Source organism: Halomonas litopenaei (genome assembly GCF_003045775.1).
GTDB classification, from domain to species: domain Bacteria; phylum Pseudomonadota; class Gammaproteobacteria; order Pseudomonadales; family Halomonadaceae; genus Halomonas; species Halomonas litopenaei.
In genome coordinates this window covers 52,343-70,987 of the sequence record NZ_PXNS01000001.1, presented here as the reverse complement: position 1 = coordinate 70,987, position 18,645 = coordinate 52,343, and the positions used below count along the sequence as shown (strand labels likewise).

The window sequence follows — 18,645 nt, the reverse complement described above, 5'->3', positions numbered from 1 at the left end:
TCCGACCCGGCACTCCAGTATCCGCGGCAACGTCTCAGTGCGCTTCATCCCAGTTGTCACCGCACTCGGCCTCGACGATCAGCGGTACGTCGAGGCTGGCGGCGTTCTGCATGCGCGTCTTGACCTCTTCCATGAAGGCCTCGGCCTGGTCCTCTCTGACCTCGAACACCAGTTCGTCATGGACCTGCATCACCATCCAGGCGTCGAAGCCGTCGCTGCCGGCCTGGTCTGCGAGCCAGGCATCCATGTCGATCATCGCGCGCTTGATGATGTCCGCCGCGGTGCCCTGCATCGGTGCGTTGATGGCGGTGCGCTCGGCGCCCTGGCGCCGGGCACGGTTCTGGGAGTGGATCTCCGGCAGGTAGAGCCGGCGTCCGAACACCGTCTCGACGTAGCCGTCTTCGGCGGCCTGGGCGCGGATGCGCTCCATGTAGCGTGCGACTCCGGGATAACGATCGAAGTAGCGGTCGATGTAGGTCTTGGCCTGGCTCTGCTCGATATGCAGCTGGCGGCCCAGGCCCCAGGCACTCATGCCGTAGATCAGGCCGAAGTTGATCGCCTTGGCGCTGCGCCGCTGCTCGCCGTTGACCTTGTCCAGGGCCACCCCGAACACCTCGGCGGCGGTGGCGGCGTGGATGTCCTTGTCCTCGGCGAAGGCTGACAACAGGCCCTTGTCGCCGGACAGGTGGGCCATGATGCGCAGCTCGATCTGGGAGTAGTCCGCCGCCACGATGCGATAGCCCGGGCGTGCCACGAAGGCCTGGCGGATGCGCCGTCCCTCGTCGGTGCGAATCGGAATATTCTGCAGGTTGGGGTCGGAAGACGACAGCCGCCCGGTGGCGGTCACCGCCTGGTGGTAGCTGGTGTGGACCCGGCCGGTGGCCTTGTTGACCAGCTTCGGCAGCTTGTCGGTGTAGGTCGAGCGCAGCTTGGACAGGCCGCGATGCTCGATGATCACCTTGGGCAGCGGGTAGTCCAGCGCCAGCTCCTCGAGCACCGCCTCGGCGGTGGAGGGCGCGCCCTTGGGGGTCTTCTTGATCACCGGGATGCCCTGCTCCTCGAACAGGATCTGGCCGAGCTGCTTGGGCGAGCCCAGGTTGAACTCGCGCCCGGCAAGCTCATAGGCGCGGGCCTCGAGCTCGCGAATGCGCTCCCCCAGCTCCCGGCTCTGGGTGTGCAGTAGCTCCGCGTCCAGCGCCACGCCGTTGCGCTCCATGCGCGACAGCACCCGCACCAGCGGGCGTTCGAGCTCGTCGAGGACCTCGGCCAGGCGGCCAGTCTCGTCCACTCGCGGGCGCAGCGTCTGGTGCAGCCGCAGGGTGATGTCGACGTCCTCGCAGGCGTAGGGCGCGGCCTGTTCCAGTGCGATCTGGTTGAAGGTCAGCTGCTTGGCGCCCTTGCCGGCGATGTCCTCGAACTTGACGGTGCCCTCGCCCAGGTACTTGAGCGCCAGCGAGTCCATGTCGTGGCGGGTGGCGGTGGAGTCGAGCACATAGGACTCGAGCATGGTATCCACCAAGGGCCCCTTGACCGGGATGTCGTAGCGCGCCAGCACCGAGATATCGTACTTGAGATTCTGGCCGATCTTGGCGATCGCCTCGTCGGCCAGGATCGGCGCCAGCGCCTCGAGCACCGCCTTGCGATCGAGCTGGGCCGGGGCGTCGAGATAGTCGTGGCCCAGCGGAATGTAGGCTGCCTCGCCGGGCGTCAGGCACAGGCCGACACCGACGATGTCGGCCTCCATGTAGTTGAGGCTGGTGGTCTCCAGATCGAAGCAGAAGGCCTCGGCAGCGGCCAGTCGTTCAAGCCAGGCGTCCAGCTCGGCCTGTTCGAGGATCACCGTATCCTGACGCTCGCTGGAAGGTGTCGCCTGGGCCTTGTTCTTGTTATCGCCTTCGCCTCCGTTGTCCCCCTCGGGGGTGGCGGAACCACCGGCGACATCATCGACGCCTTCATCCTGGCCTGCCAGCAGCTCCGACAGCCAGTTCTTGAACTCCAGGCGTTGATAGAGCGTCTTCAGCGCCTCGCGATCCGGCGCGGCGATGGCCAGATCATCGAGGCCGAGCTCCAGCTCGCAGTCGGTCTTGATGGTCGCCAGTTCGTAGGACAGGTAGGCCTTGTCGCGGTGCTCCTCGAGCTTCTTCGGCAGCGTCTTGGCGCCACGAAACGACAGCGTCTTGACCTTGTCGAGATCGCCGTAGATGACGTCGAGCCCGCCTTCCATGCCCTGCAGCAGGCCGATGGCGGTCTTCTCGCCCACCCCGGGGACTCCGGGGATGTTGTCGACCTTGTCGCCCATCAGCGCCAGGTAGTCGATGATCAGCTCCGGCGGCAGGCCGAACTTGTCCTTGACCCCGTCCACGTCGAGGGTCTCGCCCTTCATGGTGTTGACCAGGGTGATATGGCCGTTGACCAGCTGGGCCATGTCCTTGTCACCGGTGGAAATCACCGCGTCGCGACCGGCGTCGGTGGCCATCTTCGCCAGGGTGCCGATGACGTCGTCGGCCTCGACCCCCTCGATGCACAACAGTGGCAGGCCGAGCGCACGCACGCACTCGTGCAGTGGCTTCACCTGAGCGCGCAGGTCGTCGGGCATCGGTGGCCGCTGGGCCTTGTACTGGTCGTAGAGCTCGTCGCGGAAGGTCTTGCCCGGGGCGTCGAAGATCACCGCCATGGGACTGTCCGGGTAGTCCTTGATCAGCCGCTTGAGCATGTTGATCACGCCCTTGATGGCGCCGGTGGGCTGACCCTCGGAGGTGGTCAGCGGCGGCAGAGCGTGGAAGGCACGGTACAGATAGGAGGAACCGTCGACGAGAACGATGGGGCTTGAGGCCATGGATCGGCGTCCCTGTAAGGATAAATGACTACGATGCCACCCATGATACGCATCCCTTTCGTCTTTTGCCGGACGCTTTTGCGACCCTCGACGCGGTCACGGCCATCGCCCTGTCCTTGCGTCAGCCCCTGGCCCGCCCCACGCCCGCCCCCTGTGCCGGCCATCAGGCGTCGACCTGGGGCATCGGCCTTGTTCCTTTACTTTGCGAGGGGAACCTGTGCCGACGTATCATGGTCTGATCGAACAGTGTTCCCTTTGCTTTGCCAACCGCTCATTCTCCCATCCTGGAGACCCACCATGACGATCACCCGCATTGCGAGCGCCCTCCTGCTGTCGCTGGCCCTGCTGGCCGCCGCCGCGCCGGTGCTCGCCCAGGCGCAACCCGACATCAGCGTCCGCCAGGAAGCCAACCAGACGCTGCGCGAGTACCGCGTCAACGGCAAGCTGTACGCCATCAAGGTCGAGCCCAAGGATGGCAGCGCCTACTTCCTGGTCGACCGCAACGGCGACGGCAACTTCGAGCGCCAGGGCGGCGGCAATGTCGAGATTCCCGGCTGGGTTCGCTGACCCAAGGCCGCTGCCTGGGCGGCGCGCCCGCCGCTACGTCCCCTAGCTGTTGGTGCCCGTCTGGCAAGCGGCGCGAAAGCCCGCTGAGACCACTCCCGTAGATCACGTGCAACTCGGTGCCAAGTCGCTACAATAGGCGCCTTGGCAACCCCGGGCGAGATGATTCATGGCCGTATTCACTCCGCTTGACGACGCACAGGTCGCAGGCTTTCTCAGCCGTTTTGACGTCGGCGAACTGACGAAGCTGCAGGGCGTGCCCGCGGGCACCGAGAACAGCACTTTCTTTGTCACCACCGACCGTCGCGAACTGGTGCTGACGCTGTTCGAGCAGGGAGAGCACGAAGAGCTGCCGTTCTTCGTCGAGCTGCTCGACTTCCTCGACGAGCACCGAATCCCGGTGGCCGGGCCGATTCACGACCGTGACGGTATCGCCCTGCACGAACTGGCGGGTCGGCCCGCGCTGCTGTTTCCGCGGCTGCCGGGCGCCCATCCCAGCGCGCCCGACGTGACCCAGTGCCGAGCGCTGGGGCAGGCGCTCGGCGAGATGCATCGTGTCTCCCGCCACTTCGGTGGACACCGTCCCAATCCTCGCGATATTCACTGGCTGTCGGCCATGCACCACAAGGTGCTGGTCTACCTCTCGCCCGAGGACCAGGCGCTGATGCAGGACGAGGTCGACGCCTATCAGGCCGCGCTGGAAAGCGCCGAGCCGCTGCCCCAGGGCGCCCTGCACGGCGACCTGTTTCGCGACAACACGCTGTTCGACGGCGAGCGCCTGGGTGGCATCATCGACTTCTACAACGGCTGCACCGGCGACCTGCTGTTCGACCTGGCCATCGTCATCAATGACTGGGCCACCGACGCCGACGGTCGCCTGGTAGCCGAGCGCCACGACGCCCTGCTCGAGGCCTACCTGGCCGAACGCCCGCTGACCGCCACCGAGCGCGAACTGTGGCCGCTGATGCTGCGTCTGACCGCCCTGCGCTACTGGCTGTCTCGCCTGCTGGTGGTCTACGTTGACCCGCCGGCCCACGACCTGACCCCCCACGATCCCGAACAGTTCCGGCGCATCCTGCTTGCGCGCCTGGAACATGGAGCCCTGCCCTTGCCAGATATCGAGGCCCGCCCGTGAGCCACAAGCCCGACGCCGACTCCGCCGTGCAACGCGCCCGCCGCACCTGGAACATCGACCAGTGGGGCAGCGGCTACTTTGACGTGGACGAGGACGGACAGGCACTGGTCCGCCCACTAGGCGAGGTCGAACCCGGCCCCAGCCTGCCGCTGCGTGGCCTGGTCGACCAGATCCGCCAGGCCGGCCTGCGCCTGCCAGTGCTGATCCGCTTCACCGATATCCTGCACGACCGGGTCGAGCAGCTGTGCGCGGCCTTCGACCAGGCCATGGGTGAGGAAAACTTCGAGAGCGGCTACACCGCAGTGTACCCGATCAAGGTCAACCAGCAGCGCCGAGTGGTGGAAGAGATCCTCGCCACCAACGAGCGCGGGCGCGACCGGGTCGGCCTGGAGGCCGGCAGCAAGCCGGAACTGCTGGCGGTGCTGGCGCTGTCCGGCGATGGCCCCTCGCTGATCGTGTGCAACGGCTACAAGGATCGCGAGTACATTCGTCTGGCGCTGATGGGCGAGAAGCTCGGCCACCGGGTCTACCTGGTGGTGGAAAAACTCTCCGAGCTGCCGATGATCCTCGAGGAAGCCGAACGCCTGGACGTGACCCCGCGCATCGGTCTGCGTGCCCGACTGTCCTCGGTGGGCCGCGGCAAGTGGCAGGACACCGGCGGAGAGAAGTCCAAGTTCGGCCTGACCGCCGGCCAGATCCTGACCGTGGTCGAGCGCCTGACCGAAGCCGGGCGACTCGACAGCCTGCAGCTGGTGCACTTCCACCTGGGTTCCCAGATCGCCAACATCGGTGATATCCAGCGTGGCCTGCGCGAGTGCGCGCGCTTCTACCAGTACCTGCGCCAACTGGGCGCGCCGGTGGACACCGTGGACGTGGGCGGTGGACTTGGCGTCGACTACGAGGGCACCCACTCGCGCAACTTCTGCTCGATCAACTACTCGATGCTCGAGTACGCCCGCAACGTGGTCTACGCCTTCAATCAGGTGTGTGCCGCCGAAGGTCTGCCGCAGCCGCATCTGATCAGTGAATCCGGCCGTGCCCTGACCGCCCATCACGCGGTGCTGATCACCAACGTGATCGGCGAGGAAAGCGTGGACACCGCGCCGCCGACCGAACGCAAGAGCGACGATCCCGAGGTCGAGGCGCTGTGGCGCACCCTGGACTTCCTCAAGCGCGAGCCGGAACCGCGTGGGCTGGTGGAGGCCTGGCACGACCTGATCCAGGACATGGGCGACCTGCACGACCGCTTCGTGCTGGGGGCCGCCGATCTGGCCGCCCGTGCCGAGGGCGAGAGCGTCTACTTCGCCGCCTGCGCCGCCCTGAGGTCACAGCTCGACCCACGCAACCGCGCCCACCGCGAGATCCTCGACGAGCTGGCCGAGAAACTCGCCGACAAGCTGTTCGTCAACTTCTCGCTGTTTCAGTCGATGCCCGACGTCTGGGGCATCAAGCAGATCTTCCCGGTGCTGCCGCTGTCCGGGCTCGACCGTCGCCCAAGCCGCCGTGGAGTGATTCAGGACATCACCTGCGACAGCGATGGGCGCATCGACAGCTACGTCGACGGCCAGGGCGTCGAAACCACCCTGCCGCTGCCGGAGTGGCGCGAAGACGACGAGCGCCTGCTCGGGTTCTTCATGGTCGGCGCCTACCAGGAGATCCTCGGTGATCTGCACAACCTGTTCGGCGACACCGACGCCGTCGATGCCTCGCTGGATCGCGACGGTGGCTGGCGCCTGACCAACCTGCAGTGGGGCGACCGGGTCTCCGACGTGCTCGGCTACGTCAACTTCAACGCCGACGTGCTGCGCGAACGGCTCCGGGTCCAGCTCACCCGCAGCAACCTCGACCCACGCGAACAGCGTCACTTCCTCGATGATCTGTCAGAAGGGCTCGACGGCTACACCTACCTGGAGTGAGCCGATCCGCACGCCTCACTCCGTGTGAGCCTTCGCCCGGCGATGCCTACAGGTATCGCCGGGCGCCTGCTATTGGGGACTTGAGCTCTTGCGCCTGGCCCACGCTCGTGGCGAGATATGCATCAAGCCAGAGACATCTTGACCACAGGAGGACAGCGCCATCGCATCCCCGGCCCCCTACCCCCAAGACTCACAGCCCCGAGACTCACAGCGCAGCATTCCCCCCACCATGATGGCGGTGGTCACCACCGGCAACGGTGGCTACGACAAGCTCAGCTATCAACAAGTCCCGACCCCGACGCCGGGCCCCGGAGAGGTGCTTCTGCGGGTGCTCGCTGCCGGCGTCAACAACACCGAGATCAATACCCGGCTCGGCTGGTACTCCGCCAGCGTCAAGAGCGACACCCGGGCATCGGCGGACGCCTTCGATGACAGCGCCGAGAACGCCGCCGACGCCGAGGATGGCGGCTGGAATGGCGCCACTCCCTTTCCATTGATTCAGGGCACCGACTGCTGTGGCGAGGTAGTGGCCCTGGGCGCGCCGGGAGAGGAAGGTGCCAACGCCTCGGTCACGGCGGACCTGCTGGGTAAGCGGGTACTGGTACGCGCCTGCATGCGCACCAGGGGCTTCGATCACTGGGACTCGGTGTGGATGGCCTCTGACTTCGACGGAGCCTTCGCCCAGTTCGTCAAGGTGCCCGCCAGCGAGGTATTCCCGGTGGACTGCGACTGGAGCGACGAGGAACTCGCCACCATCCCCTGCGCCTACGGCACCGCAGAGAACATGCTGCACCGCGCTGGTGTCAGCGCCGGCGACCGGGTGCTGGTCACCGGTGCCTCGGGAGGTGTCGGCTCGGCGGTGGTGCAGTTGGCCAAGCGCCGGGGCGCCCACGTCACGGCGGTGGCGGGCAGCGCCAAGCACGAGGCGATCCGCGCCCTTGGCGCCGACCGCCTGCTCGACCGCGACGATGACCTGCTGGCAAGCCTCGGCGAGTCGAGCATCGACGTCGCGGTGGATAACGTTGCGGGCAAGGGCTTTGGCGGGGTGCTGGAGGTGCTCGACCGCGGCGGCCGCTACGTCTCCTCCGGCGCCATCGCAGGGCCGGTGGTGGAACTCGACATGCGCAAGCTGTACCTCAAGGACGTGCGCCTGATCGGCTCCACCGCCTGGGACGAGCCGATCTTTCCGGACCTGATCGGCTACATCGAGCGTGGCGAGATTCGTCCCCTGCTGGCCAGGACCTTCCCGCTTGCGCAGATCGTCGAGGCCCAGCAGGCCTTTCTCGAAAAGCAGCACGTGGGCAACTTCGTGCTGCTGCCGCCGCCGCTGGACTGACGCCGAAGGCGTCGGGACTGCGGGTTAGCCAAGCGTCAACCGAGCACGCGGGTCTCGAGGGCGTGGCGCTGGCCGCTGGGCAGTGTCAGTTCGAAAGCCAGGGTCGCGCCCTTCTCCAGCTTGCCGACACCGGCCGGGGTGCCGGTCAGCACCACGTCGCCCGGGGCCAGGGTGAAGTGCTGGCTCATCTCGGACAGCAGCGCCGGGATCGCGAACAGCATGTCTCGGGCCACGCCGTGCTGGCGACGTTCACCGTTCATGTCGAGACTGAACTCGATGGCCGACCAGTCGAGCGGTGCCTCGATGGGCACGAAACGCGACAGCGGGCAGGCGCCGTCGAAGGCCTTGGCGATCTCCCACGGATGGCCCTTCTTCTTCAGTGCCGACTGGACATCACGCAACGTCAGGTCCAGCGCAAGCCCGACCCCGACCACTGCCGCCTCGGCCTGCTCTGGCGTGGCCTCACGCAGGGTCTCGCCGATCAACAGCGCAAGCTCGGTCTCGAAGTGTACGTCGGAGCGCTCGAAGGGACCGCCGATCGGCTCTTCCAGGGGCACCACACTGGTTGCCGGCTTGATGAACAGCAAGGGTGCGTCGGGTACCGGGTTGTCGAGCTCCTTGGCGTGCTCGGCGTAGTTGCGTCCCACACAGACCACCTTGCCAAGTGGCTGGGAGAAGGCGTCACCGTCGACAAAGCTCGGGACGAGAGACATGGCAGGCTCCTGAAGGCATGAAAAGGATAGGAAACGACACGGCCCAGCGAACGGGGTCGCGTGGCATGCAAAAAAGGCGCGCCCAGGGCGCGCCTTTCGAGTCTATCCCAGCCATCGCGCTCATCGCGAGCGGTGGCGACCGTCGCTTCAGGGATTGAAATCGCTGCCAGGCTCGTGGGCCAGGAAATCCGGGCGACGGCGGTTGGCCGCAAACGGCTCGACGCAGCGGTTGTCGACGCGGTTGTAGACAAAGAAGGCATTGCTGCGCGGATCCGGCGACATGTTGGCGTTGGAGCCATGCAGGGTGTTGCAGTCGAACAGCAACAGCCCACCAGCGCTGCCCTTGGGCGCCTCGATACCGTTGCGATCGATCAGCTGGCGCAGGGCCTCCTGACTCGGCACCCCGATCTCCTGCTTCTGCAGCGACTTCTCGTGGTTGTTGTCCGGCGTCTCGCCAATGCACGGCACGAACACCCGATGGGAGCCGGGAATCAGCATCAGCGGACCGTTGAACTCGTGGTTGTCGGTCAGCACGATGGAGGCACTCACCGCGTGCATGTCGGGCATGCAGTCCTCGGCGTGCCAGGTCTCGAAGTCCGAGTGCCAGTTGAAGCCCTTGCCCTCGAAGCCCGGCTTGTAGTTGATACGCGACTGGTGGACGTAGCTCTCGCCGCCGAGAATCTGGCGAGCGCGGCCGACCAGACGTTCATCATTGGCCAGGTGGGCGAACACCCGGGACAGATAGTGCACGGCGAACAGCGAGCGGATCTCCTTGCCGCTCGGCTCGACGATGCTGTAGTTCTTGCCCCGATAGGCGTCGTTGTCGAGCAATGCCTTGAGCTCTTCACGCAGGCGTGCGAGCTCTTCGCCACCGAGGAAGCCGGGCTCAAACAGAAAGCCCTTCTGCTCGAACTCGTCGAGCTGCTGCTGGCTCAGCGGCCCCTGGTCGGCGCTGCCCTTGACCACCGGGCCCTGGCGGTCGACCCACAGGCTGTCCATCGGTTCGGGCAATCGCGTCGGGTAGCGGGTGGCGCGAGCCTGGCCGCTGTCGAGCCCGGCGAAACGTTGCCAGTCGAAACGCTGCTGGTCTTGTGGGTCCAGGTTGCTGCGATGCTTGGTTTGCGGATTGGACGATGTCTGCACTTCCATCCGATCACCCTCCCTTGGTATTGATCAGCTTTCAGATTCGAACTCGTACCCGCGGCGCTACTTACCTGTACACCAGCGACGGCCCAGAAATGCTGCGCCACACAGGCGTCACTGACCGTCAAAGGCCATATCACCGACTGCATCAAGGGCAGCATTCAAGGCCACATCACAGGGTGCATCTAAGGCTGAACTCAAGGCTGCATTCAAGGCTGAATTTGAGGTATAGCGCCGCCCTGAAGGAGAAGGCTATCTCCCCGAGTCCAAGCTACAAAAGCCGCCTCTTGAATTCAACCCTTGCACAACTTGCGTCCAACTTTCAGCGATGCGTCACTCCTGCTACCTCGCCGGTGACAGGCTGTGTCTCGGTGAAGTAGCGCCAGGCGCCGGAGCCAGGAACCGACGTTGGCGCCAGGTAGATCGGTGCTGCGCCGCGATCCTGGTGGCAGCCGGCGAAGGCGATGCCCGGCAGCAAAAGCCAGTCGTGGCGATTCTGATGGCCGAGGTCGAACCCTTGGCCAAGCTCGCCGCAGTCGATGTCTTCCAGATCCTTGTCCACCACCAGCATCCAGCGCCGGGAGGGTGCCTTGGCGAGCCAGGCCATGGCGGCGGGAAGCTCTTCCTCGATGGGCGTCATGTCGCCGAAGTGAACACTTGGCGTGCGCGAATGCAGCAGGATCTCCTCATCGAAGTTCAACAGCGCCACCTCGCCGGTCGGCCCTACCTGTTGCGCCACCCTGGCCATCATGTCCCGGGGCGAGCGCTCCGGGTCCATCCAGACGTAGCCTTGGGTACTCCACCACCCCCACAGGCACCACAGGAACAGGGTCACGGCGACCAGGCCCCGGCGCGGTCTCAACACCAGCGCCAGGCCGAAGGCCAGACCACCCAGCGCCAGCCACTCCCACCAGGGGGTGATCCCGTAACGATGGGCCAGACGCTCCAACGGCGCGAAGTCACAGAGCCCAAGAATACCCGCCAATCCCAGCAGCCCGCCAAGCAGGATGACGGCTGCGAAGCCCGCGCGATTGGGGCCGATCCGCCTGACAAGCGCCGGCAGCAGTGGCGCCAGCGCCAGCACCATCAGCGGCAGGGTCGGCAGCATATAGACGCCGCGTTTACCCGGTGACAGCGAGAAGAAGATCACGATCAACACCACGGCGCTTACAGGCAGCAGCGTACGGGCATCACCACGGCGAATGCGTCGCCACCAGTTGGAACAGGCCCAGGGGAAGGTCAGCACCAGCGGCATCCAGGCCCAGGGCAGCACCTGGGCGATGTAGTAGTACCAGGGGCGCAGGTGGGCCCAGGCGTCGGCGTAGCGCTCACCGGTCTGCTTGAACAGAATATTGTCACGATAGGCCGCCAGGCTCGGGTCGTCGCTCAGGCTGGTGATCAGGATCATCGGCAACCCCCAGGCCAGCACCACCGCGAGCAAGCACCCCAGTCCCTCGAGAAGGTCGCGAAGGCGGAGCGGCGTCAGCCGGCCAGCCCCCCTGTTACCGCTGACACCGCCGCGCCCCAACCACCACCAGGCGGGCAGCAGCGCCAGCGGCAGAAAGCCCACCCCCTTGGTCAGGATGCCGGCCCCCATGGCCGCAAAGCCCGCCCGCCACCACCAGCGAGAGGGCCCCAGCAGGGCATGGCGTAACAGTCCGTAGGCGCCCAGGGTGGTAAAGAAGGTCAACAGCATGTCGATCTGGGCGGTCTTGGCCTGCAGCACGAACTGCAGGGTCGCCAGGGTGGCAATGCCCGCCAGCAGACCAATGCGCTGGCCATACAGGCGCCGGCTCAGATCCACGATCAGCGCCAGGGTGCCGAGCCCGGCCAGCAGCGACGGCAGCAGAAAGCCGATTCGCATCGAGCCGGTCAGCCAGATGCCCAGGGCGCTCGTCCACATGAAGATCGGCGGCTTGTCAGCGTAGAGTTCACCGCCGCGATGGGGGATCCAGAAGTCTCCGGTCACCAGCATCTCGATGGCATTCAAGGCGAAACGGGGCTCATCGGCAGGCCAAGGATCGCGCCAGCCGAGGCCGAGCGCCAGCAGCAGGACGGCGAAGGCGCCGAAGGCCAGCCAACCGGCCCAGGACAGGCGAAGAGGCATTCTCAAGGGGGGCATGACGCTATCCTACGGCACGCGACGACGTCGACTTGATGGAGGCCTGCGACGTTTCTTGCTGGCGGAGACCCGAACTGCAGAACCTGTTGCCACGCAATAACGTCAGGTTGCGTAGATAGATAAAGAGCCCGGCCCCCTGCCCGAGCATGAACACCGGGTCTCGGCGATGGATGGCATAGACCAGCAGGGTCACACCCCCGGCCAGGCTGAGAAACCAGAAGGCCACCGGCACCACGCTGCGTTTCGCCCTCTCACTGGCGATCCACTGCACGACAAAGCGCGCCGAAAACAGTGCCTGACCGAGAAAGCCCACCGCCAGCCACCAGGACAGCGTCATTGCGACGGCCCTGCGGCGGCCTGGTTCAGGGTAACGCTGCTGCTTGAGGCCGTACTGCCAAAGACGACACGGGGCAGGACAACATCGAGAGCGTCAGGCATCGGCTGCTGCCGACCAGTTTTGTTGACGGTGGTGTCCGTCGCAAAGGCCAGCTCCCCATGCCCCAGCGTCGTCCCGACCCGAGGCGGGTCGAGCGCATCATCGATACCACGACAGTCCACCGGCAGTCGCGAGCGACGTTGAAGCCAGCGCACTCCGACCAGATCGATGATGCCGACCCATAGCCGGTTGCCGAGACCATAGTGGGAACGCCCCGCCCCCCGGGGGCGGTGATTGACGGGGCGGGACAGACAACGCCCGCCCTGAGCGGCGACAAGGGCAGGTAAAAAACGATGCATATGATCGAAGTACGGTAGCGAAAGAAACGCCTGCCGGCGGATCACCTTGAGACCACAGCCGCTATCCGGCGAGCCATCGCCGAGCAGTCGTGCTCGAACCGCGTTGGCCACCCTAGAAGACAGCCGCTTGAGCGCGGAGTCCTGGCGCGTGACGCGATGGCCGCCCACCAGGTCCACCCGCGCCGCCTTTGCGGCTTCCAGCAACGCAGGAATATCGGCGGGGTCGTTCTGGCCATCGCCGTCCAGGGTCGCCAGCCACTCGCCTCGGGCATGCCTCGCTGCCTGCCACAGGGCGGTGCTCTGACCCGCGCTATCGCGATGGCGAAGTGGCCTCAGTGAGTCCTGACGGTGCGCCCGCGTCACCAGCAGGGGCCAGGTATCATCGTCAGAGCCATCGTCTACCACGACGACCTCGTAGGCCTGGTGCGACAGCGCTTGCTCGATCTCATCGAGCAGCGTGGGCAGGTTGGCGGCTTCGTTATGGGCGGGGATCACTATCGATACGGTGACAGCGTGCATGGGATTCGCCTCGGACTGGGGAATACCGTCACCTTGCCCGGCGATACTTAAGCCACCCTTAATTCATCGATACCGCCCTTGGTCGAGACGTCACCGAGACGTCACCACGCTCACAGCGTCGCAGGAGCCTCCAGGCGAGACACCTTCATCGACCTCCTGTGCGAGACGACGTGCCACCGCATACTCGATGTCCGAAAACCGTGCCACCTGAGGTACCCTGAAGGCACCACTGCATCGAGGTAGCCATGTTGCGTTTCCAGCAAGAGGACCCTGCCGCCCCCGCCATGGCGGCGATGATCCGCGCCCACCGCCGCGGGCTGAAGAAACTGGCGCCCACCTCGCCGCCGGAAAGCCGCCATGCCCTGACCCTGGATGAACTGAAGGCGCCGGAGGTGACCCTGTGGGGGCTGTGGGAGGATGACGATCTGGTCGGCTGCGTCGCCCTGAAGGAAGTCAGCCACGACCATGGCGAGATCAAGTCCATGCGGACGGCACCAAGCCACCTTCGCCGGGGTCTGGCCTCCTTGATGCTCGACAAGGTGATCGAGGAGGCCAGACTGCGTGGCTATCGCCGGCTGAGCCTGGAGACCGGCTCACAGCCGGGCTTCGCTCCGGCTCGCCAGTTCTACACGCGTCACGGCTTTACCCCCTGTGCGCCCTTCGCCGGCTATGTCGAGGATCCCAACAGCGTCTACATGACCTTGGCCGTCATCGATGACGGGCGGGATGACGGCCTGGATGGCGAGCTGAAGGAGGCCAGCCGATGAGCGAAAGTGATGACGCCAGTCCCGACAACAGCGCCACACCGTTGCCCCTCGACAGTGCCGGCACCCGCGAGCTGTCCTGCGCCGAAGCGGTAACCTTCGACAGCGGTGATACTCGCTGTCGCGGCTGGTGGTTCGAAGGTGTCGACGATGGTGCGGTGGTGGTCATGGCCCACGGTCTTGGTGGCACGGTGGCAGGCGGCCTTGTCGGCTACGCCCAGGCCCTGCATCACGCCGGCCACAGCGTGCTGGTCTTCGACTATCGTCACTTCGGCCGCTCCGACGGCGAGCCTCGCCAGCTGCTCGGCATCAAGCGCCAGCAACAGGACTACACGGCCGCCATCGAGTACGCCCGGGGCCGGGCACCGGCCCTCCCGCTGGTGCTGTGGGGTACGTCGTTCTCGTCGGCCCATGTCATCACTCTGGCGGCTCGTCGCGACGATGTCGCTGCGGTCATCGCCATGAATCCGATGCTCGACGGTCGGGCCTCGTCGCTGCTCAAGCTCAAGGACGCAGGACCTGGCACCTTCCTGCGCATGACCGGAGTGGGACTCGCCGACCTTGCCAGGGGTTGCCTCGGCCGGGCTCCTCGGTACCTGCCACTGGCCGGCGAGCCGGGGACCCTGGCCGCGCTCTCCGCCCCGGACGCCCTGACGGGGATCCTGTCGTTTGTCGATGACGACTTCGACAATCGCATTGCGCCACGCGCCCTGCTGGGGCTTGGGCTCTACCGTCCGGTCACCCGGGCCCGCCAGGTTCACTGTCCGGTGCTGCTGCAACTTTGCCTGCGTGACAGCGTCGCGCCGATCGCCCCCGGCTACCGACTGGCCGAAGCACTGGGATCACGGGCCACACTCAAGACCTACGACACCGGCCACTTCGAGATCTACGAGGGTGACTGGCGGGCGGCCTTCGCCGACGACCAGCGGAAATTTCTCGCCCAGGCGCTGGCGCAGTCGCCGGCGCCAGCGCCCACGGCCCACGCCACCGAGTCGCCTCAGCACACTCCAGACGAGACCGCCCCGCCGCCCGCCCGGTAGCCTGGCTATACTGGCGACGACACCTGACTGGCCACGCCCGAGGGCATGCGAATGCGCCATTACCCCTGCCAACGCTGTGACAACCGCCTGTTCTTCGACAATACCCTCTGCCTGGTATGCCACTCCGAACTTGGCTGGTGCCCGGGTTGCCATGCCCTGGTGACGGTCGATCTCCAGCCCGATGGTCGCTACCGTTGCGTCGACGACACCTGCGCTACGCTACTGGTCAAGTGCCACAACTATTCCGTGGAAGGGGTCTGCAACCGCATGATCACCAGCGAGGAGGCCGACCGTGGCATGACGCTGTGTGACTGCTGTCGCCACAACCAGGCCATCCCCGACCTGTCGGTGCCCGGTCATCGTGAACGCTGGGCCAAGCTCGAGAGTGCCAAGCGCCGGCTTTTCTACACCCTCGACCTGCTGGGGCTGCCCCACGAGGTGGATGGCCGCCGTGCCAACCCGCCGCTGGCCTTCGCCTTCCTCGCCGACGAAGTGGCGGCGGAAGGCGACTGGCACTCCAGCGACGAGGGCATGCCGGTGTTCACCGGTCACGCCGGCGGACTGATCACCATCAACGTCAAGGAAGCCGACGACGTCGAGCGCGAGCGCCTGCGCAACGACTTCAATGAGGCCCACCGCACCCTGATCGGCCACTTCCGCCACGAGATCGGACACTATTACTGGGAGTTGTTGATCAAGAACCGGGACGAGCCAGCCTGCATCGAGGTATTCGGTGACCACAACAACCCCAGCTACAGCGAAGCCCTCGATCGCCACTATCAGCAGGGACCACCGAATGACTGGCGCGGCCGCTTCGTGTCGGCCTACGCCACCATGCACCCCTGGGAGGACTTCGCCGAAACCTTCGGCTTCTACCTGGACATGGTCGCCATCCTCGATACCGCCGGACACTTCGGCATCACCCCCACCGGCTTCGACGAGGACCTCGAAGCGATGTTGACCACCTTTCGCCGCCTGAGTCTCGGCTTCAACGAGATGAATCGCGAGATGGGGCTGCTCGACCTGGTGCCGGAGGTGATCACCCCGACCATCGCCTGCAAGCTTTGCTATATCCACGACATGGTGCTGGCAGCGCGACGACAGCAGTGAACCGCCCGGTGCCCACCTAGCACCACCATGCGCCCCTCCCTTTCCAGGAGGGGCCGCAATGCTTGGCAAGGTCCGGCTTGGCTAGATCCGGCCTGGCTAGATACGGCTTGGCTAGATCCGGCCTGGCAAGATCCACCTTGGCTAGATTCAGCAGTGGCTCAGGGCAGGCGGGCCATGGGATACCTGGCCCGCCTGGCTTCACGCCTGGTCGCTGGCCGCCAGTAGCTCGCCATCGCCCAGGTCATCGAGGGTCGGGAAGTAGGTGCGGGCGATCGCCGTATGCAGCTCGGCAAAGCCCTGTTGCAGCACGTCGATAAAGTCGTGCAGGGCCTCGGGGGAGCGCACCAGGGCACGGACGTCGGCCTCGGCCACATCGGCCAGCACCAGCGTTGCCGTGGCCAGGGCGCGCTCATGTCGTGGCAGCGAGCGCAGCGCGCGAATACTGTCCTTGAGACTGCGCGACACCGAACGCGGGAACAGGGAGTCCTGCACCAGGAAACGCAGCACGTCGGTGGCCCTGACCCGGCAGCGCACGTGCTGTCGATACATCTGGTAGGCCGTCAACGACTTGAGCACGCTCATCCACTGCAGGTGCTCGAACGGACGAATCTCGTCGCTGTCACGCTGCAGCAGGTTGGCCGAGCGCACATCGATGATGCGGGTGATCATGTCGGCCCGTTCGAGCTGGCGCCCGAGCATCATGAAGGTCCGTGATCCACCGTAGCTGAGGGTGCCCTCGATCAACCCGATCAACGTCTGACAGCCACGAATCACCAGCTTCAGAAAGCGCTCTCGGCGTCCCGGGCCGAGGCCCGCATCGGCATGGGCACTGGCGGTCATGTAGAGCTGGTTGATTTCTTCCCATACCTCCCGCGGTACCACGTCCCGCGTGGTGCGCAGATTCTCGCGGGCCTGGGCAAGGGCGGACAGGATCGAGCCGGAGTAGCGTCGGTCGGCACACAGGAACTGCACCACGTTGCGATCGTTGGGCTCGTCGTAGAGGGTCTCGAACACCTCGGCGCCCCCGGTGATATCGACCATCGCCGCCCATCCCAGCGGTTGGCGGTAGGGCATGTCGAGCATCAGGTGACTGGAGACGTTGATCAGCCGGGCGGTATCTTCGGCACGCTCGATGTAGCGGGCCATCCAGTACAGGTTTTCGGCGACTCTGGAAAGCATCAGCATGGTCTCAGTCCTCCCCCGTCTCGACGATCCAGGTGTCCTTGCTGCCGCCCCCTTGGGACGAGTTGACCACCAGCGAGCCCTTGACCAGGGCCACACGGGTCAAGCCACCGGTGGTGACGTAGGCACCGTCCTGGCCCGACAGGATGAAGGGGCGTAAATCGACGTGGCGCGGCTCGGGCCGGCCATCGAACAGCGTGGGGGTGGTGGACAGGTTCAGCATGGGCTGAGCCATGTAGTTGCGTGGGTTCTCCTGGATCAGCCTGGCGAAGGCATCACGCTCGGCCTGGGAGGCCTGAGGCCCCATCAACATGCCGTAGCCGCCGGACTCGTTGGCGGGCTTTACCACCAGTTCATGCAGGTGCTCCAGCACATAGCGGCGGTCTTCCTCGAGCATGCACAGGTAGCTCGGCACATTGGGCAGCAGTGCCTCCTGATCCAGGTAGTACTTGATCAGTTTCGGCACGAAGGCGTAGACCACCTTGTCATCGGCGACACCGGCCCCCGGGGCGTTGGCCAGCGCCACCTTGCCGCTGCGCCAGGCCCGCATCAATCCGGGTACGCCCAGTACCGAGTCCTTGCGAAACGCCTCCGGGTCGAGGAAGGCGTCGTCGACGCGGCGGTAGATCACGTCCACACGGGTCAGCCCCTGGACGGTGCGCATGTAGACCACGTCGTCGTCATCGACCAGCAGATCCGGGCCCTGGACCAGTTGCACACCCATTTGCTGGGCCAGGTAGGCGTGCTCGTAGTAGGCCGAGTTGTAGATACCCGGGGTCAGCACCACCACCTGGGGATCGTCCCAATGGCGTGGCGACATGCCCGCCAGCATGTCGTAAAGCTGGGGCACATAGTCGTCCACCGGATGAATCTTGCCCGAGGCAAACAGCTCCGGCAGCACGCGCTTGGTCACGTTGCGATTCTCGAGCATGTAGGACACCCCGGACGGTATCCGCAGGTTGTCCTCCAGTACGTAGACGGTGCCGTCGCCACCACGCACCAGATCGGAGCCGCAGATATGCGCCCAGACCCCGTGGGGCGGATCGATCCCTACACACTGGGGGCGAAAGTTGACGGATTGCTCGAGCACCGCCGCCGGCAGCACGCCATCCTTGACGACCTTCTGGTCGTGGTACAGGTCGTCGATGAACAGGTTGAGCGCCTCGACCCGCTGCTTGAGGCCTGCCTCGGTGCGTCGCCACTCGTCGGCGGGGATGATGCGAGGCACGATGTCGAAAGGCCAGGCGCGGTCGATCATGCTGCCCTCGGAATACACCGTGAAGGTGATCCCCATGGTGCGAATGGCGATCTCTGCTGCGTTCTTGCGCTCTTCCAACTCGTCAGGGGCAAAGCCCGCGAGCACGTCACACAGCATCTTGGCCGCCTCCCGCGGCATCCCGGGCGTCGCCACCAGTTCGTCATAGAACCCTGCGCAGTCGTACTGCTGCCAATCCACATGGCTCATCGGCACACCCTCGATTGTTTTCGGCATCCGGCGACCCGACCACGACGATGGCACCCCCGCCTTCG

Annotated in this window: 15 protein-coding genes; 7 read left to right on the top strand and 8 right to left on the bottom strand. The window is 65.6% G+C overall.

All coding sequences use genetic code 11. The features are described 5' to 3' along the window. Nucleotides 1-34 precede the first annotated feature (34 nt). On the bottom strand, nucleotides 35-2,836 hold the full coding sequence (gene polA, locus C6W88_RS00345) for a DNA polymerase I (protein WP_108131127.1): 2,802 nt from the start codon (nucleotides 2,834-2,836) through the stop codon (nucleotides 35-37). Nucleotides 2,837-3,133: 297 nt separating this feature from the next. Between polA and C6W88_RS00340 the strand changes: the two genes are divergently transcribed. From C6W88_RS00340 to C6W88_RS00325, 4 genes are all read left to right on the top strand, one after another. Continuing rightward, a complete protein-coding gene (locus tag C6W88_RS00340) occupies nucleotides 3,134-3,403 on the top strand; it encodes a DUF2782 domain-containing protein (protein ID WP_108131126.1) in 270 nt (89 codons plus the stop codon). 166 nt (nucleotides 3,404-3,569) lie between these two features. Further along, entirely contained in the window at nucleotides 3,570-4,535 is a 966-nt protein-coding gene (locus C6W88_RS00335) for a homoserine kinase (RefSeq protein ID WP_045992627.1), read from the top strand. Beyond that, nucleotides 4,532-6,451, top strand: coding sequence for a biosynthetic arginine decarboxylase (gene speA / locus C6W88_RS00330; RefSeq protein WP_108131125.1), 1,920 nt, complete (start codon nucleotides 4,532-4,534; stop codon nucleotides 6,449-6,451). The genes C6W88_RS00335 and speA overlap by 4 nt, the downstream gene beginning before the upstream one ends. 229 nt (nucleotides 6,452-6,680) lie before the next feature. Next, the gene (locus C6W88_RS00325) at nucleotides 6,681-7,787 is read left to right on the top strand and encodes an alcohol dehydrogenase family protein (RefSeq protein WP_108131124.1); all 1,107 of its coding nucleotides are present in this window, start codon (nucleotides 6,681-6,683) and stop codon (nucleotides 7,785-7,787) included. Nucleotides 7,788-7,822: 35 nt separating this feature from the next. Here the strand turns inward: C6W88_RS00325 and C6W88_RS00320 are convergent, their stop codons facing one another. The 5 genes from C6W88_RS00320 to C6W88_RS00300 all read right to left on the bottom strand — a co-directional run bounded on the left by C6W88_RS00320 (nucleotide 7,823) and on the right by C6W88_RS00300 (nucleotide 13,019). Beyond that, nucleotides 7,823-8,500, bottom strand: a complete 678-nt coding sequence (locus C6W88_RS00320; protein ID WP_108131123.1) for a fumarylacetoacetate hydrolase family protein — start codon at nucleotides 8,498-8,500, stop codon at nucleotides 7,823-7,825. Between the two features lie 147 nt (nucleotides 8,501-8,647). Then, nucleotides 8,648-9,649, bottom strand: coding sequence for an ectoine hydroxylase (thpD, locus tag C6W88_RS00315; RefSeq protein ID WP_231498418.1), 1,002 nt, complete (start codon nucleotides 9,647-9,649; stop codon nucleotides 8,648-8,650). A 316-nt stretch (nucleotides 9,650-9,965) separates the two neighbouring features. After that, nucleotides 9,966-11,765, bottom strand: a complete 1,800-nt coding sequence (locus tag C6W88_RS00310) for an ArnT family glycosyltransferase (RefSeq protein WP_108131122.1) — start codon at nucleotides 11,763-11,765, stop codon at nucleotides 9,966-9,968. A gap of 4 nt (nucleotides 11,766-11,769) precedes the next feature. Next, complete coding sequence (locus tag C6W88_RS00305) at nucleotides 11,770-12,102, bottom strand: lipid-A-disaccharide synthase N-terminal domain-containing protein (RefSeq protein ID WP_108131121.1); 333 nt, start codon at nucleotides 12,100-12,102, stop codon at nucleotides 11,770-11,772. Next, nucleotides 12,099-13,019: a glycosyltransferase family 2 protein gene (locus tag C6W88_RS00300; RefSeq protein WP_108131120.1), complete on the bottom strand. Its 921-nt coding sequence runs from the start codon at nucleotides 13,017-13,019 to the stop codon at nucleotides 12,099-12,101. Before C6W88_RS00300 ends, C6W88_RS00305 begins: the two co-directional genes overlap by 4 nt. Before the next feature lie 245 nt (nucleotides 13,020-13,264). On the opposite strand from C6W88_RS00300, the gene C6W88_RS00295 reads away from it, so the two are divergent. Genes C6W88_RS00295 through C6W88_RS00285 form a run of 3 tightly spaced genes read left to right on the top strand, consistent with a single transcriptional unit; the run spans nucleotide 13,265 to nucleotide 15,933 of the window. Continuing rightward, the gene (locus tag C6W88_RS00295) at nucleotides 13,265-13,786 is read left to right on the top strand and encodes a GNAT family N-acetyltransferase (protein WP_108131119.1); all 522 of its coding nucleotides are present in this window, start codon (nucleotides 13,265-13,267) and stop codon (nucleotides 13,784-13,786) included. After that, nucleotides 13,783-14,823 carry an alpha/beta hydrolase gene (locus C6W88_RS00290; protein ID WP_108131118.1) on the top strand — a complete coding sequence of 347 codons (1,041 nt, stop codon included), beginning with the start codon at nucleotides 13,783-13,785 and terminating at the stop codon, nucleotides 14,821-14,823. The genes C6W88_RS00295 and C6W88_RS00290 overlap by 4 nt, the downstream gene beginning before the upstream one ends. A 51-nt stretch (nucleotides 14,824-14,874) precedes the next feature. Continuing rightward, complete coding sequence (locus C6W88_RS00285) at nucleotides 14,875-15,933, top strand: zinc-binding metallopeptidase family protein (RefSeq protein WP_108131117.1); 1,059 nt, start codon at nucleotides 14,875-14,877, stop codon at nucleotides 15,931-15,933. A gap of 198 nt (nucleotides 15,934-16,131) precedes the next feature. Here C6W88_RS00285 and C6W88_RS00280 read toward each other — a convergent pair whose 3' ends face one another. Beyond that, nucleotides 16,132-17,118, bottom strand: coding sequence for an alpha-E domain-containing protein (locus C6W88_RS00280; RefSeq protein WP_231498416.1), 987 nt, complete (start codon nucleotides 17,116-17,118; stop codon nucleotides 16,132-16,134). A gap of 4 nt (nucleotides 17,119-17,122) precedes the next feature. Beyond that, nucleotides 17,123-18,580, bottom strand: a complete 1,458-nt coding sequence (locus C6W88_RS00275) for a circularly permuted type 2 ATP-grasp protein (protein ID WP_045992620.1) — start codon at nucleotides 18,578-18,580, stop codon at nucleotides 17,123-17,125. Nucleotides 18,581-18,645: the final 65 nt, after the last annotated feature.